The organism is Roseibium sp. (genome assembly GCF_965229775.1).
Classification (GTDB): domain Bacteria; phylum Pseudomonadota; class Alphaproteobacteria; order Rhizobiales; family Stappiaceae; genus Roseibium.
The window spans coordinates 1,739,596-1,754,925 of record NZ_OZ245929.1 but is presented as its reverse complement, the minus strand read 5'-3'; the positions used below and the strand labels follow the sequence as shown (position 1 = coordinate 1,754,925).

Sequence of the window (15,330 nt, the reverse complement as noted above, 5' to 3'; positions counted from 1 at the left end):
AGTCAGCGAGGGAAGAGGAAAACCGACCTGCCCGACTGAATTGGCGCACATTCGCAGAAGGATGTCAGTCTATAAATCCGTAGCTTTTAGCAACGCGCGCAGTTTGCGTGCAGTGAGCCGTCCGGACCGAGGTTGACATGTTCTGAAGTTCGTATTCGCTGCCTTGCGTCATTATCATGAGTTGACCAGCAAACTGCATGTCCGAAGCCGGAATATGATCGGCAATGAATTGCTGGATCGCACTTTGGTTATACCGGAGATTGCAGGCCTGTTCAGAACCCAGAACACTGCCCAGAGCCTGAGCTGTTCTTATTCTCTGCATATCATCCCATGCGCCAGCCGACGTGATCGGAAACACGATGCCAATCAGGACGCCCAGAAGGTTCCATTTGAATTTCATGGCTGACCAAGATTTCCAACGCGATTGTCGTACATCTCGATTTCCATGTTGTTGAAAAAATACTTGAATTGCCAATAAACAAAATAAGGTAAAAACAGGCCGAAAGTAACTACAGAGAGGACAAGTAATCCTATTGCAATGAAAAAGAATTCCCAAAAATTACCTGTGAATACAATCTTTCCTTTGATCATGCCTACCCCCGCATTGTCATTTTTTACAATTTTTAGGGGTATTTTTTTCCCGTGTAAACCGATTTGTTTTAAATGGTTTCATCCACTCTCTTTCCCACTGGCCCTTCAAATGACCCGCAACGCTTCGTAGCCTTGGATCGCCTGATCAAATTCGGTAGAACTCCGCTCACTCCGCCGCTTGCGGCGCGCGCTTCCGGCCGAAGGTGCCACCGAGATAGGCCCATTCCGGGCGCTTGAACAGGAACCAGCCGAGATTTGTCTTGCGGATCATCCAGTAGAGGATCATCGGGCTGACGCAGGCGATGATGGTGACGACAAGCGAGGCCGTGCCGATGTCGAGGATGCCGAGCTTCAGGAGGATGACGCGGGTTACGCCCATCGGGAAGAAGAACGCCAGATAGATGACAATGGAATTCTCGCCGAAGTGGCGCAGGAAGGTCAGGCGGCCCATCTTCACGATCAGCGCGCTGGTCAGGATGATGGCGCCGGCGCCCGCAGCCCCCAGTGCCAGCGCAATCAGCGGCAGATGCGCCCAGCCGAGATAAACCAGGCCGCCATTCACGATGCCCCAGCCGATGAGATAGCCGGCGCTCACGCCGATGCGCTCGCGCGCCCAGTCGGCCAGCTGGAAGATCTGCGGCGCGAAGATGTACCCGGCATAGAAATAGACGAAGCGGGAGGCGAATTCGTCGACCAGCAGCAGCCCGGTATGGATCGGTGCGATCTGCAGGAGCGCACCAATGCCAAGCATCAGCTGCCAGGGCACACGATAGTCATGCGCGAGTTTGCAGACGACGAAGAAGACCGGCAGCATGTAGATGAACCACAGGGTTCCGAAGGGCTGGATGAAACTCAGAAAATAGAATTCCAGCGCCCCCGCCGTGCCCATGTCGCCCACGAAAACCGGGGCCTTCACGGCAAACTGGATCGTCATCCAGAGCACGTAGAAGTAAGCGAAGTGGACGACCTTGCGGTCCAGATAGAGTTTCCAGTCGCGCGTGATCACGTTCGCGAGGAAAAGGCCCGATATCAGGAAGAAGTCCGGCATGCGGAAAGGAGCCGCAAAGGCGACGACGGCGTGCATCCAGCCGTTTTCACCGGCGGCGGCTTCCACGCCGAGTACCGAATGCATCATCACGACGAAGATGATGCAGATGCCCTTGGCCGTATCGACCCAGTCGACGCGCGCGGATCTCATGGTTTGCACCTTCCGTTCCAGGCGGTTGTCACCGCAAACAGAAGGTCAGGCGTAACCTCAACTGGTAAATATTACGCATACAGCCTGTGTCACGTTTTAGTGACCCGGCTTTTGGTGAGCCAGGCGTTTCCGCGTCAGGACTTTGCGTCGTCCGGTCCCTCGCGCCACGGGCTGATTTTCGGCTGGCCGTTGCCGGACGTTGCGTCAGAGCCGGGCTCTTCCTTCTCCGACCAATCACCCTGGTCAAGATCGACAACATGCTCGTCGCGCCGGCCCTGAGCCGCGCCGCTCTGCACGATCACCACGTTGGACCGGGACACAATGAAGTTTGCCAGCGCCGAGCGAACGGGAGGTATGAACAGGAGAAGTCCGATCGCATCGGTCACGAACCCGGGAATCAGCAGGAGAATGCTCGCCAAAACGATCATCGCGCCCTGCATCACCTCGTTGCCCGGTGCGCGTCCGGCATCCAGTTCGCTCTGCATGCGCATGAGCAGCGAAAGGCCCTGCTGGCGCAACATGATCGTGCCTGCCATGGCCGTTATGACCGTCAGGAGAATGGTCGGCAGCACGCCGATCAGTCCGCCGACCCAGATGAAAACCGCAATTTCAATCAGGGGCAGCAAAATGAGCGCGGCAATGATATAAAGTCCCACGGGACCTCCATCGTCTGATAAGTTATTTTAAGGCAATCTAGACATTCGATCACAGAAATGCGAGCAGCCGCGCGCAGGAAAGATAACCATTGCGGAATTTTCAGTCTTGCCCTCGGGTCTGGATGCTGGTTCAAGAGCCCCCTAAATAAGGTGGTAACAGATATCGAGAGCAGGCGGCTTTCAGCTGAACATGCAAGAGGCGGCTTCAAATGCCTCCAAAGGGTAGCCGGAACGTAAGATGAATGAAATTTTCGACCCACTCAATCTCGTCCTCATGGGACTTGCGGTTTTTATTCTGTTCAGACTGAGATCCGTTCTCGGCAAACGCACCGGCAATGAGCGGCCGCCATTCGACCCGTATTCCAAGCCGGAACAGACGAACGATCAGCCAAACGGCCAGGACAATGTCATTCCCCTGCCGAACCAGGGTGACCAGCCCGCCGACATGATGGCGGAGCAGCAGCCCCAAGGCGGCGATGTGGTGATCGACAAGGTCGCTCCGGAAGGCTCGGCGCTCAACAGCGCGCTGAAGCAGATCCTTTCGGTCGACCGCAGCTTCGAACCCGTCGAGTTCCTGGGCGGTGCCCGCGCGGCCTACGAGATGATCGTGATGGCTTTCGCAGACGGCGACAAGAAAGCCCTGAAGAACCTCCTGTCCCCTGAAGTCTTCGACGGTTTCGTGAGCGCGATCGATGACCGGGAAAAACGCGGCGAGACGATCGAATCGACCTTTGTCGGCATCGACAAGGCGGAAATCGTCGAGGCGGCCCTGAAGGGCTCGGTGGCCCAGGTGACGGTGAAGATCCACAGCCAGCTGATTTCCGCGACGCGCGACAAGGCAGGCGAAGTGGTGGACGGCGATCCGGCCAAGGTCACCGAAGTGGTGGATATCTGGACATTCGCACGCGACACCAATTCCCGCGATCCCAACTGGAAACTGGTTGCGACCGAATCCGCCGAGTGACAATGACGCGAACGGTCCGGCGGGCGGGAATCAGCGTTCCCTTCCAGTTTTCCATCTTTTTGAGAGGCGCGGCTCTGGCCGCGCCGCTTTTCTTTGCAGGAGCCGCCATGGCAACGCCGCAAAGCCCGGGGCTGCCCGATCATTTCGAGAAAGTCGATTTCCGTGATCTGGCGGGCTGGGAAGACGATGACCAGCACACGGCACTCGCCGCGTTCCAGCGGTTTTGCAGCAATTCCGTTTCCTTCGGCGCAACGGGCCTTCCCGGCCATAATCCTGCGAACTTGAGCGCGCTCTGCGACGTGGTTGCGGGATCGGACATGGCAACGCCAGCCGGTGCACGGCAGTTTTTCGAGACCCGTTTTACCGCCTACCGGATCACCGAACCGGGTTTCGTGACCGGGTATTTCGAACCGGAAGTCACCGCGTCCCGCATCCGCACGGACGACTTTTCCGTCCCGCTTCACCGCAAACCGGACGGCCTTGAGGCGGTCACGGCGGAGAACAGGCCGGCGGACTGGCCGCCGGACCTCAGCCACGGGCGCCGCACGGACCAGGGCTTTTCGGAAATGCCGGACAGGGCCTCGATCATGGCGGGCGCACTGGATACTGAAAACCTGGAACTGGTCTGGCTCGCCGACCCGGTCGACGCCTATTTCATTCACGTGCAGGGGTCGGCGCGATTGCGCCTGACGGACGGCAGCGTGATGCGCGTCGGCTATGCCGGTAAAACGGGCCATCCCTATACCGGCATCGGAAAGCTCCTGGTCGCACGCGGCGAGGGGACGCCCGAGGACTTCACGATGGCCGGCCTCAGATCCTGGCTGACACGCAATCCGGAGAGACGCGACGCGCTCTTCGGCGAGAACCGGTCGTATATCTTCTTTCGCGAGGTTCTGGAGACCGGACCGGACGACGGCCCTGTCGGCGCGGCGGGCCTGCCGCTGGTTGCCGGCCGCAGCCTGGCGATCGATCCGGCGCATCTTCCCTACGGCGCATTTGTCTTCGTCGAAGCCGGCTTCAAGGATCCGGACAAGGACGGCAGAACCTTTGCGCGGCTGATGATCGCCGACGATACCGGCTCGGCCATCAGGGGACGCGTGCGCGGCGATATCTTTGCAGGCTCCGGTGACATCGCGGGCAGGATTGCCGGGGATATTCGTCACAGGGCGACCTTCACCATTCTCGTTCCAGATCCGGTTCGTCCCGGCACAGACGCGGTCACGGACTGAGCGATGACGAAGCGGGGGAAAAAGGGCAGCCTGTCACCTGAAGACCGGGAACTCTGGGGCAAGGTCGCCAAGACGCTCACACCGCTTGATCCGGAGCGGGTCAGGATCCTTCAGGATGAAATTGATAGCGCGAAGGAAGACAAGCCGCGCGCTGCGGTGAAAACACCCCGCACATCAACGGCCATCAAGGCTCCCGCGCCGGAAAAAAAAGCGCCCGACCTGCTGCCTCTTCACCAGTTGGAGACCCGGTACCGCCGGAAGATCGTCCGGGGCGTCCGGGCCATCGACGCCCGGATCGACCTTCACGGCCTGACGCAGTTCCAGGCCCATGACCGGCTGCGCGGATTTCTCTACCAGGCGCAGGCCCGCAGTCACAAAGTTGTGTTGGTCATTACCGGCAAAGGCGGGGGGCCGGGACAGGCCTATATGGACGAACGCGGGATTTTACGCAGAATGGTACCCCAGTGGCTTGCCATGCCGGATATGCGTTCGGTTGTCCTGGGCTATGAGGAGGCCCATGCGAGCCACGGTGGAGCAGGGGCGCTCTACGTCCGGATACGAAAAAGAAGGTAGGACCGTGACACCGCTAGGGGCAAAAATTCGGGAACTCAGGGCGAAGCGGGGCGTCTCCCTGAAGGAAATGGCGGCAGCACTTTCCGTCTCCAGCGCTTATCTTTCCGCGCTCGAGCACGGCAAGAGAGGCAAACCGACCTGGTTTCTGGTGCAACGGATCATCACCTATTTCAACGTCATCTGGGACGAAGCGGAAGAAATCCAGCGGCTGGCGGAACTGTCGGACCCGCGGATCACGATCGATACGGCCGGCATGCATCCCAAGGCCACGGAACTTGCCAACCAGCTCGCCCTGAAGATCAACGTCTTGTCGGAAGACTCGCTCGCCGGTCTCCTGCACCAGCTCAGGGTGGCGGCGGCGAAAGACGACGTTTGAACCGGATGGGAGAGCTCTCCTGCCGCGGATGGCGGTTGCAGTCTGCTCCGTAACACGGTCGGGTACCACCGCGGCCGCCGAGTTTTCCCATGCGGAAGCCGTCTCTTCAGATTTACGTGTCCTTATGGTGCGATCCCTATATAACCAGCACTCGTAAACCAACCTGACCTTCTGATTTGCCGAACGGATTGCCGAAAAGACAATGCATGCCAGCCAGGAAGAACTCGCCGGACTGATCGACGCGGACGACCTTCGATCCCGCCTGACGGCACTCACGAGCGATCACGACGGCGACGGATCGGACAGCAAGGTCAGATCGGCCGTCCTGAGCCTTCTGAAGTCCGAGGTGAAGACGGCGCGTGACCGCGTCCAGGAAAAACTGAACGAAGACGGCGGCGGCCTGCTGTGCGCGGCCCGCCTCTCCCACGTTCAGGACGAGCTGATACGGGTGATCTACGACTTCGCCGTTTCGCATGTCTACCGGGTCAAGAACCCGTCCGCAGCCGAGCGGATGTCCGTGGCCGCCGTCGGCGGATACGGCCGCGGAACACTCGCTCCGGGGTCGGATATCGATCTTCTTTTCATCCTGCCCTACAAGCAGACGCCGTGGGGTGAGCAGGTTGTCGAGTACATCCTCTACATGCTCTGGGACCTGGGCTTCAAGGTCGGCCACGCGACCCGGAACATCGATGAGTGCATCCGGCTCAGCAGATCGGACATGACGATCCGCACGGCGGTCCTCGAAGCCCGGCACATCTGGGGCGACGCGCCCCTCTTCGAAGATCTGATCAAGCGGTTCGGCACGGATGTCGTGAACGGAACTAGCTCCGAGTTTATCGCGGCGAAACTGCTTGAACGCGACGAACGGCACCGGCGGCAGGGAACGTCACGCTATCTCGTTGAACCCAACATCAAGGAAGGAAAAGGCGGGCTTCGCGACCTCAACACGCTTTTCTGGATCGCCAAGTATCACTACCGCGTCGACAAGCAGTCGGAGCTGGTCAAGAAAGGTGTCCTGACACGCTCCGAATACGCCCGGTTCGCAAAGTCGGAGGACTTTCTCTGGGCCGTGCGCTGCCATCTGCATTTCCTGACCGGACGTCCCGAGGAAAGGCTGGCGTTCGAGTTCCAGCGCGAAATCGCGATCCGGCTCGGCTACACGCAGCATCCGGGCATGCGCGACGTGGAACGCTTCATGAAGCACTACTTCCTTGTCGCCAAGGATGTTGGCGACCTGACCCGCATCATTTGCGCGGCGCTGGAGGAAGAGCACGTCAAGGAACCGCGCGGGAAAGGTTTTTCCGGCATGATGCGCCGCCTGCGCAGCGGACGCGTCACCGATTCCGTCAAACCGGTCAAGGGCGCCCCCGGCTTCATCGTCGAAAACAACCGGCTGAACGTCACCAACGACAAGATCTTCGAAACCGCTCCCGCCAACCTCCTCCGGGTGTTTCAGCTCGCGGAAAAGCATGACTACAACCTGCACCCCAAGCTGACCCGGCTGATCCGGCATTCGCTCAAGCTGGTCGATAGCAGCCTCAGGAACGATCCGGAGGCCAACCGGCTGTTCCTGTCGATCCTGACGTCGCGCAACAAGCCGGAAACGATCCTGCGCAAGATGAACGAGACCGGGGTCCTGGGCAGGTTCGTGCCCGATTTCGGCAAGGTCGTCGCGATGATGCAGTTCAACATGTATCACCACTACACCGTCGACGAGCATCTGATCCGGTCCATCGGGGTGCTGGCGGAAATCGAGCGGGGGAATTCCGGTGAAGATCACCCGTTGTCGACGGACCTGATCCTGACGCTGCAGAACCGCAAGGTGCTTTACGTGGCGATGTTCCTGCACGATATCGCGAAAGGCCGCCCGGAGGACCATTCCGTCGCCGGTGCACGGGTTGCCCGCAAGGTCTGTCCGCGTTTCGGATTGAACGAGGCGGAAACCGAAACGGTGGCATGGCTGATCGAGCATCATCTCGACATGAGCACGATCGCGCAGTCGCGTGACCTGAACGACCGCAAGACCATCACCGATTTCGCCCAGACCGTCCAGTCACTCGAACGGCTGAAGATGCTTCTGATCCTGACCGTCGCAGACATTCGCGCCGTCGGCCCAGGTGTCTTCAACGGCTGGAAGGGACAGCTTCTGAGAACGCTGTTCTACGCAACGGAGCCGCACCTTTCCGGCGGGCATTCGAAGATGTCGCACAAGGAGGCCGTCGAATCGGCCAAGAACGACCTCGTGGCCAAACTGGATCACTGGAGCAAGAAGGACAGGACCGCCTATCTCAAGCGGCATTACCCGGCCTACTGGCTGAGGACCGAACCGGAGCGGCTGCTGACACACGCCGAACTGCTGCGCAAGGCGGACAAGGACGGCAAGCGGCTGGCTTTCGACGTCATTCCGCGTGCCTTCGAGGGCGTGACCGAGCTCAACATCATGGCGCCCGACCACCCGCGCCTCCTGTCCATCATCGCGGGCGCCTGCTTCTCGACGGGCGCCAATATCGTCGACGCGCAAATCGACACGACCACGGACGGGTTCGCGCTTGATACGATCTTCATCGGGCGCGAACTGCCCGACGACGATGACGAACGCCGCCGGGGCGAGCGGATCACCCGGCTGATCCGCACGACTCTCAGGGGCGATGAACGTCTTCCGGAACCGGTGACCAAGAAAAACACGATGAAAAGCCGTGTGAAGGCCTTCAAGGTGGCAACAGAAATCCTGGTCAACAACGCGCTTTCGGACGAATACACGGTTCTGGAGATCTCCGGCCTCGACAGGCCCGGACTGCTGTATGACCTGACGCGCTCCATCGCGACGCTCAATCTCAACATCGGCTCCGCCCACATCTCGACCTTCGGCGAAAAGGCCGTCGATGTTTTTTACGTGACCGACCTGACGGGGCAGAAAATCTCCAATATCGGGCGGCAGGAAATCATCCGCGAACGCCTTACCGATGCGGTCAAGGGCCGTCTGGAACTCGATCCGGCCGCGCCTGTCTCCCGTAAAGTTCAGCGTCAGGCTTCTTAGATGGCGGATTTCTTCCCGGGAGCGCTGCCTGAATGAGCCTTGTCCGCAACTTCACCACGGTCGGCGGTGCGACCATGCTGAGCCGCGTGCTCGGGTTCGTGCGGGACGTACTGCTCGCCGCGGCGGTCGGGACCGGGCCGGTTGCGGATGCCTTTGCCGTCGCCTTCCGCCTGCCGAACCTGTTTCGTCGGCTGTTTGCCGAAGGCGCCTTCAACTCCGCCTTCATTCCCCTGTTCGGCCGGGCGGTGGAGGAGGAAGGCGACGAAGGCGCGCGGCGCTTTGCCGGGGAAATCGGTTCGGCACTGCTGTTCTGTCTGCTGGCCCTGACGGCGGTCGCGCAGATCTTCATGCCCTTCGTCGTCCTTGGGCTGGCACCAGGATTCAGCGCCGACAGCGCCAAGTTCGACCTGACGGTCCTGATGGCGCGGATCGCCTTTCCCTACCTGATTTTCATGTCGCTCCTTGCCTTCCTGGCCGGGATCCTAAACACCTATCAGCGCTTTGCCGCCGCCGCCTTCGCGCCGGTCATGCTGAACGTGGTCATGAGCATCGTTCTCGGCAGCGTCCTGGTCGCAGGCGTGGAGGACAACACGGAGCTCGGGATCATTCTGAGCGCGGGCGTGACTTTCGGCGGGATCGTTCAGCTGCTGGTGGTTGTCGCGGACCTGAAACGGCTCGGCTTCAGGATCCCGGTTTTCCGGCCGCGCTACACGAAATCCGCAAAACGCCTACTCGTTCTCGGGATACCCGGGATCATTGCAGGCGGCGTCACCCAGCTGAATATCGCGGTCGGCACGATCATCGCCTCGCTGCAGGACGGTGCGAACGCGATGCTCTATTTCGCCGACCGGCTCTACCAGTTGCCCCTTGGCGTGATCGGCATCGGTATCGGCGTCGTCCTTTTACCCAGCCTGACCCGCCAGTTGCGGGCCGGCGAGGTCAGCGCCTACCAGGTGAGCCTCAACCGCGCGCTTGAAATCTCCCTGGTTCTGACGCTGCCGGCCGCCGTCGCGCTGGCCGTGGTTCCCCATGAGATCGTGTCCGTTCTGTTCCAGCGGGTTCGGTTCGACGCCGCTGCCGTCGACGGGACCGCCGCCGCGTTGATGGCGTTTTCCTTCGGCTTGCCGGCCTTCGTGCTCAACAAGGTTTTCTCACCCGGCTATTTCGCGCGCGAAGACACGAAAACGCCGATGAAGTTCGCTGCTGTCGGCATGGCCGTGAATGTCTGCCTGTCCCTTGCCCTGTTTCCGGTCTTCAAGCACGTCGGCATCGCCCTTGCGACGACGATCGCGGGCTGGGTCAACACGGGGCTGCTGATCATCGTTCTCTACAGACGCGGCCATTTCGTCCCCGATTACGCGCTTTTGCGGCGGCTGGTCCTGGTGCTGGTCGCGAGCCTCTTGATGGGCGTGGCCATTCACTTCGCAGCCGTCGTGCTCGAACCGTCGCTCCGCGGGTCCTGGCTGATCGTCCGCGCGGCAAGCCTTGGCCTGCTCGTGCTAACCGGTGTGGTGACCTTCGCGATTTTCGCCCAGGTCAGCGGCGGGGCGGATCTCATCGGCATGTTCCGGACGTTGACACGGCGCAACACCTGACAGGCAAACAACGATTATCGCTCAATACCGCTTGCATCCTTGGCCCGGCAGGCTTACACCCGGCGCGCCCAAAGTTTCACAGCGCCCTTCCAACCGGCCGCACCAATAAAGGGATTCAGAATGACGGCGTTCCAGCCCCGTGTCTTTTCCGGCGTCCAGCCAACCGGCAATCTCCACCTCGGCAACTACCTTGGAGCGGTGTCCCGCTGGGTTCCGCTGCAGGACCAGATGCCGACGATTTTCTGCGTCGTCGATTCCCATGCCATCACGGCCGGGTTCCCGGATCCGGAAGAACTCAGCAATGCAACGCGCGAAGTGACCGCCGCCTACATGGCCGCTGGTATCGATCCGGACAAGTCGATCATCTTCAACCAGTCGCAGGTGCGCGAACACGCCGAACTTGCCTGGATCTTCAACTGCGTCGCGCGGATCGGCTGGCTCAACCGGATGACCCAGTTCAAGGAAAAGGCCGGGAAGAACAAGGAAAACGCGTCCGTCGGACTGTTTGCCTATCCGAACCTGATGGCTGCCGACATCCTCGCCTACCGTGCAACGCATGTTCCGGTCGGCGACGATCAGAAGCAGCACCTCGAACTGACACGGGACATTGCCGCGAAGTTCAACAACGACTTCGGCGACCGGATCAAGGATCTCGGTATCGGTGTGCCCAATCCGACACCGTCTCCCGAGTTGCCCGAACAGCTTTACTTCCCGCTGACGGAACCGATGATCGCCGGACCCGCAACAAGGATCATGTCCCTGCGTGACGGCACCAAGAAGATGTCCAAGTCGGATCCCTCGGACCTGTCGCGCATCAACCTGACCGACGATGCCGATACGATCGCCCGCAAGGTCCGCAAGGCGAAGACGGATCCGGACGCTCTGCCGAGCGAGGTCGATGGCCTGGAGAACCGCCCGGAAGCCGACAACCTTGTCGGGATCTTTGCGGCGCTGAACGGTTCTTCAAAGGAAGACGTTCTGAAGGATTTCGGCGGACAGCAGTTCTCGACCTTCAAACCGGCGCTGTCGGACCTCGCCGTCGGCAAGCTGTCGCCGATGACGGACGAAATGCGGCGGCTGATGGATGACAAGGCCCAGATCGATTCGGTCCTGAAGACCGGCGCGGAAAAGGCATCCGCCATTGCTGAGCCGGTGCTGAAAGACGTTCGCAAGATCATCGGCTTTCTGGACGTGCGATAAGACAACGCCTTGCCCCGCATGAGCCGGCGGGGCAAGGCATGTTTCCCGCCCAGGCAGAGCCTTTCAGGCCACTTGCCGGTCCGAGCCGAGGCGCTTTCGCCGCATGCCGGAATTCCGCGCCGCATGCGCGCAGTGAAACGGTTTCTAAAAGTTTAAGCTGCACTCTCCCGGGATTGACCCATTTGGAGAGACCGTCCCTTGGCACGTCAGACCGGCAACCGGACCGAAAGCGCTGAAACCGCCCCCCTGGAAACAGAGCAGACATCGCGCATTTCCGGCAACCACAGCGTGCTTCGCGGCGAAGCCACGCCGGACCTGAGCGCGGCCGACACCTCCCAGGAGGAGGAGATAACCGGACCTGATGCGGGACCGGGCCGCCGCGCGACCGACCGGCCCGTCTCTGCGCCGGCCAAGGCCCTTCAACACCTGGCCGTCGCCGGTCTTGTCCTGGGCCTCGGGGCGTCACTTTTCCTGGTTGCCGGAGATGGGCTCACGCGCTTTCTTGGGATCGGCCTTGCCTTTTTTGCCGGCGGGCTGGCTCTCTGGCGCCTGTTCGCAGACGACATGCACCGGTCCACTGCCGCGGTCCAGTCGAAGGACGCCAAGATCAGACGCCTTATGGCGCGGATCGAGGAACTTGAGGACAAGGCCTGGGAACTGGGGGAATCCGACGAACGGCATGCAAGCATTCTTGCCACGCTCGGGGACGTGGTCGTGCGGCGGGACGCGGAGGGCATCATCCAGTATGTCAATTCCGCCGCAGAGGACGTGTTCGGAGACCTGCACGAGCTTGTCCCCGGCACCGCCATGAAATTGCCGCTGATCGACGCTGACGGCGTCCGCGAACAGGCCCCGTCCGACGTGACCCTGTCGGGACGAACGACCTTTCAGGATCTCCATATTCAAACCGCCCAGGGGCCGCGCTGGTTCTCGCGCATCGACATTCCCGTCCGGGACACGGCCACCGACAGGCAACTGGTGCAGACCGTGCTGCGCGACGTCACCGAGCGGCGGCTTATCGAGGAAGAGCTGCTGGCCGCACGCCACTCGGCGGAAAACTCGAACGAGGCCAAGTCCCGCTTTCTGGCGACCGTCAGCCACGAAATCCGCACGCCGCTCAACGGCATTCTCGGCATGGCATCACTGCTCAGGGACACGCGTCTCACGAAAGAGCAGGCCGCCTATATCGAGGCCCTGGAAACATCCGGCGAAACGCTGCTTCTCCTGATCGACGAAGTTCTTGATTTTTCAAAGGTCGAGGCCGGGAAACTCGAAATCCAGAACGCCCCGGTCAAGGTCGGGACGCTCTCGGAAAGCGTTGTTGAACTGCTGGCTCCGAAAGCCCATGCCAAGGGCCTTGAAATCGGCACGATGCTCGATCCGCGCCTGCCGGCAACCGTGACCCTCGACGCGACGAGGGTCCGTCAGATCCTGTACAACCTGATCGGAAACGGCATCAAGTTCACCGATGAGGGCGGCATCTCCGTCGAAGTGACAGGGCGAAGCGACCCGTCCGGCAGCACCTATCTGGATATCGATGTGCATGACACCGGCATCGGTTTCGATGCCGCCGAGGCGGACCGCATCTTCCAGGAATTCGAACAGGTGGACCACGGTCCGGCGCGGAAATTCGGCGGGACCGGACTTGGGCTCGCGATCGCGCAGCGGCTCGCAGGTCTGATGGGCGGCGCGATCACGGCACGTCCGTCCGGTTGGGGCGGTGGACACTTCAAGGTGTCGCTGCCGATTCCCGAGGCGCTTGGCAGCGAAACGGATCCCAGGTTCGACAGCTTCAGAAACAAGAAGATTGTCTTTGTCAGCGACAGCCGCATCGAGTGTCCGCTGCTGGCGAAGCGGCTCGAGTTTCACGCGGCAGACGTCTCCATCGAAGTCCCGGGGAGCGTCGACCTGGACAATACGCTTGCAGATGCGGACCTGATCGTTGTCGACAACGCGGCGGTTTCGGACGCGGGCGGCTGGCTGGCATCTGCGCGCCTGACAGGGTGTGACGCGCCGGCAATCGTGCTGATTTCGCCCCCTGAACGCGACAGGCTGGTGCAGTTGCGCTCGGCCGGTTACGCCGCCTATCTGATCCGACCCGTGCGCATAGAGACACTGATCCAGATCTTTTCAGGTTTGCTTGCCGACCAGACGGATGATTTTGCCTGGGATGCAAGCGCAGAACCGGCCGACGACCACACGATGATACAGAGCTTCAATGCTCCAGCGCGCCCGCTCCGGCTTCTCGTTGCCGAAGACAACGATATCAACCGCCTTCTGAGCGAAGCCCTGCTGCGCAAACTCGGGCATATTCCGGTCATGGTCGTCGACGGCGAAAAAGCCGTCGAGGAGGCGGCCAGGGAGCGGTTCGATGCCATCCTTATGGATTTGCACATGCCGGGTCTGGACGGTTTCGAAGCCATTCGGCAAATCCGGGCGAGCGAACAGGACCTCGGTCAAAAGCCGGTTCCTGTCCTGATGGTCACCGCCGACGTGATGCAGGACGCCCGCGACAAGGCCGCAAAGGTCGGTGCCGCCGGATATCTCACCAAGCCGCTTACGGTGGAATCGATCTCCGAGGCACTGATCGCGTTAAACCGCGACTGATGGAATGACACCGAGCGGGTGAACAATGGTTGAGGCCGGGAGCGATTCGCTGGTGTCCCGTGTCGAATTTCACAAAATTCCGGGATTAAGTTAAGCTGGATGCGGCAGGTTTGCCGGAAAAACCCGGGTGTCATGCGGTTGTCGGAATAGTGTGTTCTACGGCACGGTCAACGCGCGCTGAACAGCGACGGGGTTTGTACTCCGGCGAAGAAAACCACACATAAAAGACAGGCCTTAACCTGTGAATTCTCGTTAGAGTGCCAGAACGGAATGCAAGAGGGTGGAACGTCGATCATGCGGCAGGGACTGTTTTCTCCGAGGAAGCTTGTACGCAGGTTCACGCCCGGATTTCGGACCGGGTCACCGGCGGCAGGTGCCGCCCGCCCTTCTCATCCGCAGCGGACCCCCGTCAAAACCGGGGACACGCTCGGGCGCATCGGATCGCTCGAAGTCCGGCTGGCCCGGAACTTCAAGGAGGTCCGAAAGGCGCAGCGGCTGCGCTATGACGTCTTTTACGAGGAAATGTCGGCGATCGCGGACGCGCATACGCTGGCAACCCGCCGCGATACGGATCCCTTCGACGCCTATTGCGACCATCTGCTTGTCGTCGACCACGCCTCCCTGAAGCGCAACAAACTCGGCCGGCTGAAGCCGGAAATCGTCGGAACCTACCGTCTCCTGCGCCAGGAAGTCGCCGATCAGCACAGCGGTTTCTACACGGCGGGTGAGTACGACATACAGAAACTTGTCGACGCCAATCCGGACAAACGCTTTCTGGAACTGGGGCGTTCCTGCGTGCTCAAACCGTATCGCAACAAGAAGACGGTCGAACTGCTCTGGCATGGAATATGGTCCTATGTCCTGCGCCACAAGATCGACGTCCTGCTCGGCTGTGCCTCCATTGCTGGCACCGATCCCGATGCGCTGGCCGAACGGCTCTCCTTTCTGCACCACAATGCCCGCGCGCCGGAAGAATGGCGCGTCCGGGCGGTGCCGGACCGCTATGTTGAAATGAACCGCATGCACGCTGACGCCGTCGATGCGCGGGCGGCACTGCGCGCGCTTCCGCCACTGGTGAAGGGTTATCTGCGTCTTGGTGCGTTCATCGGCGATGGCGCGGTGGTCGATCAGCAGTTCGGTACCACGGACGTGCTCATCATCGTGCCCGTGACGCATCTCAATACGCGCTACGTGAACTACTACGGCGCAGATGCCAGCCGGTATGGCGCTTGATCCCATGTTCCAATAGAGCGGTCCTTCGCCGGGCACGGCATTCGCCTGTTGGCGTCAAGCCTTAACGCCCC

General features: G+C 60.8%; 12 protein-coding genes. 9 read left to right on the top strand and 3 right to left on the bottom strand.

The genetic code is table 11. The features are described 5' to 3' along the window. Positions 1-64 precede the first annotated feature (64 nt). From ACO07N_RS07965 to ACO07N_RS07955, 3 genes are all read right to left on the bottom strand, one after another. Positions 65-400, bottom strand: coding sequence for a signal recognition particle (locus tag ACO07N_RS07965; protein ID WP_421980506.1), 336 nt, complete (start codon positions 398-400; stop codon positions 65-67). 357 nt (positions 401-757) lie between these two features. Next, the gene (locus tag ACO07N_RS07960; RefSeq protein ID WP_421980505.1) at positions 758-1,789 is read right to left on the bottom strand and encodes an acyltransferase family protein; all 1,032 of its coding nucleotides are present in this window, start codon (positions 1,787-1,789) and stop codon (positions 758-760) included. Between the two features lie 134 nt (positions 1,790-1,923). Then, positions 1,924-2,445: an FxsA family protein gene (locus tag ACO07N_RS07955; RefSeq protein ID WP_421980504.1), complete on the bottom strand. Its 522-nt coding sequence runs from the start codon at positions 2,443-2,445 to the stop codon at positions 1,924-1,926. Positions 2,446-2,683: 238 nt separating this feature from the next. Between ACO07N_RS07955 and ACO07N_RS07950 the strand changes: the two genes are divergently transcribed. From ACO07N_RS07950 to ACO07N_RS07910, 9 genes are all read left to right on the top strand, one after another. Then, positions 2,684-3,409, top strand: a complete 726-nt coding sequence (locus tag ACO07N_RS07950) for a Tim44/TimA family putative adaptor protein (protein WP_421980503.1) — start codon at positions 2,684-2,686, stop codon at positions 3,407-3,409. A 107-nt stretch (positions 3,410-3,516) separates the two neighbouring features. Further along, on the top strand, positions 3,517-4,638 hold the full coding sequence (locus ACO07N_RS07945) for a murein transglycosylase A (RefSeq protein WP_421980502.1): 1,122 nt from the start codon (positions 3,517-3,519) through the stop codon (positions 4,636-4,638). A 3-nt stretch (positions 4,639-4,641) separates the two neighbouring features. Further along, a complete protein-coding gene (locus tag ACO07N_RS07940; RefSeq protein WP_421980501.1) occupies positions 4,642-5,211 on the top strand; it encodes a Smr/MutS family protein in 570 nt (189 codons plus the stop codon). A gap of 4 nt (positions 5,212-5,215) precedes the next feature. Further along, on the top strand, positions 5,216-5,587 hold the full coding sequence (locus tag ACO07N_RS07935) for a helix-turn-helix transcriptional regulator (RefSeq protein ID WP_319384897.1): 372 nt from the start codon (positions 5,216-5,218) through the stop codon (positions 5,585-5,587). Positions 5,588-5,789: 202 nt separating this feature from the next. Then, entirely contained in the window at positions 5,790-8,624 is a 2,835-nt protein-coding gene (locus ACO07N_RS07930; protein WP_421980500.1) for a [protein-PII] uridylyltransferase, read from the top strand. A gap of 32 nt (positions 8,625-8,656) precedes the next feature. Beyond that, positions 8,657-10,219, top strand: coding sequence for a murein biosynthesis integral membrane protein MurJ (gene murJ, locus ACO07N_RS07925; protein WP_421980499.1), 1,563 nt, complete (start codon positions 8,657-8,659; stop codon positions 10,217-10,219). 120 nt (positions 10,220-10,339) lie between these two features. Next, complete coding sequence (gene trpS / locus ACO07N_RS07920; protein WP_306145867.1) at positions 10,340-11,419, top strand: tryptophan--tRNA ligase; 1,080 nt, start codon at positions 10,340-10,342, stop codon at positions 11,417-11,419. 198 nt (positions 11,420-11,617) lie between these two features. Continuing rightward, positions 11,618-14,026: a response regulator gene (locus ACO07N_RS07915; protein ID WP_421980498.1), complete on the top strand. Its 2,409-nt coding sequence runs from the start codon at positions 11,618-11,620 to the stop codon at positions 14,024-14,026. A 294-nt stretch (positions 14,027-14,320) separates the two neighbouring features. Further along, a complete protein-coding gene (locus tag ACO07N_RS07910) occupies positions 14,321-15,259 on the top strand; it encodes a GNAT family N-acetyltransferase (protein ID WP_421980497.1) in 939 nt (312 codons plus the stop codon). Positions 15,260-15,330: the final 71 nt, after the last annotated feature.

Coding starts and splice junctions, on each gene's coding strand:
- ACO07N_RS07910 (WP_421980497.1), top strand. CDS start 14,321: ATGCGGCAGGGACTGTTTTCTCCGAGGAAGCTTGTACGCAGGTTCACG.
- ACO07N_RS07945 (WP_421980502.1), top strand. CDS start 3,517: ATGGCAACGCCGCAAAGCCCGGGGCTGCCCGATCATTTCGAGAAAGTC.
- ACO07N_RS07960 (WP_421980505.1), bottom strand. CDS start 1,789: ATGAGATCCGCGCGCGTCGACTGGGTCGATACGGCCAAGGGCATCTGC.
- ACO07N_RS07930 (WP_421980500.1), top strand. CDS start 5,790: ATGCATGCCAGCCAGGAAGAACTCGCCGGACTGATCGACGCGGACGAC.
- ACO07N_RS07965 (WP_421980506.1), bottom strand. CDS start 400: ATGAAATTCAAATGGAACCTTCTGGGCGTCCTGATTGGCATCGTGTTT.
- trpS (WP_306145867.1), top strand. CDS start 10,340: ATGACGGCGTTCCAGCCCCGTGTCTTTTCCGGCGTCCAGCCAACCGGC.
- murJ (WP_421980499.1), top strand. CDS start 8,657: ATGAGCCTTGTCCGCAACTTCACCACGGTCGGCGGTGCGACCATGCTG.
- ACO07N_RS07950 (WP_421980503.1), top strand. CDS start 2,684: ATGAATGAAATTTTCGACCCACTCAATCTCGTCCTCATGGGACTTGCG.
- ACO07N_RS07940 (WP_421980501.1), top strand. CDS start 4,642: ATGACGAAGCGGGGGAAAAAGGGCAGCCTGTCACCTGAAGACCGGGAA.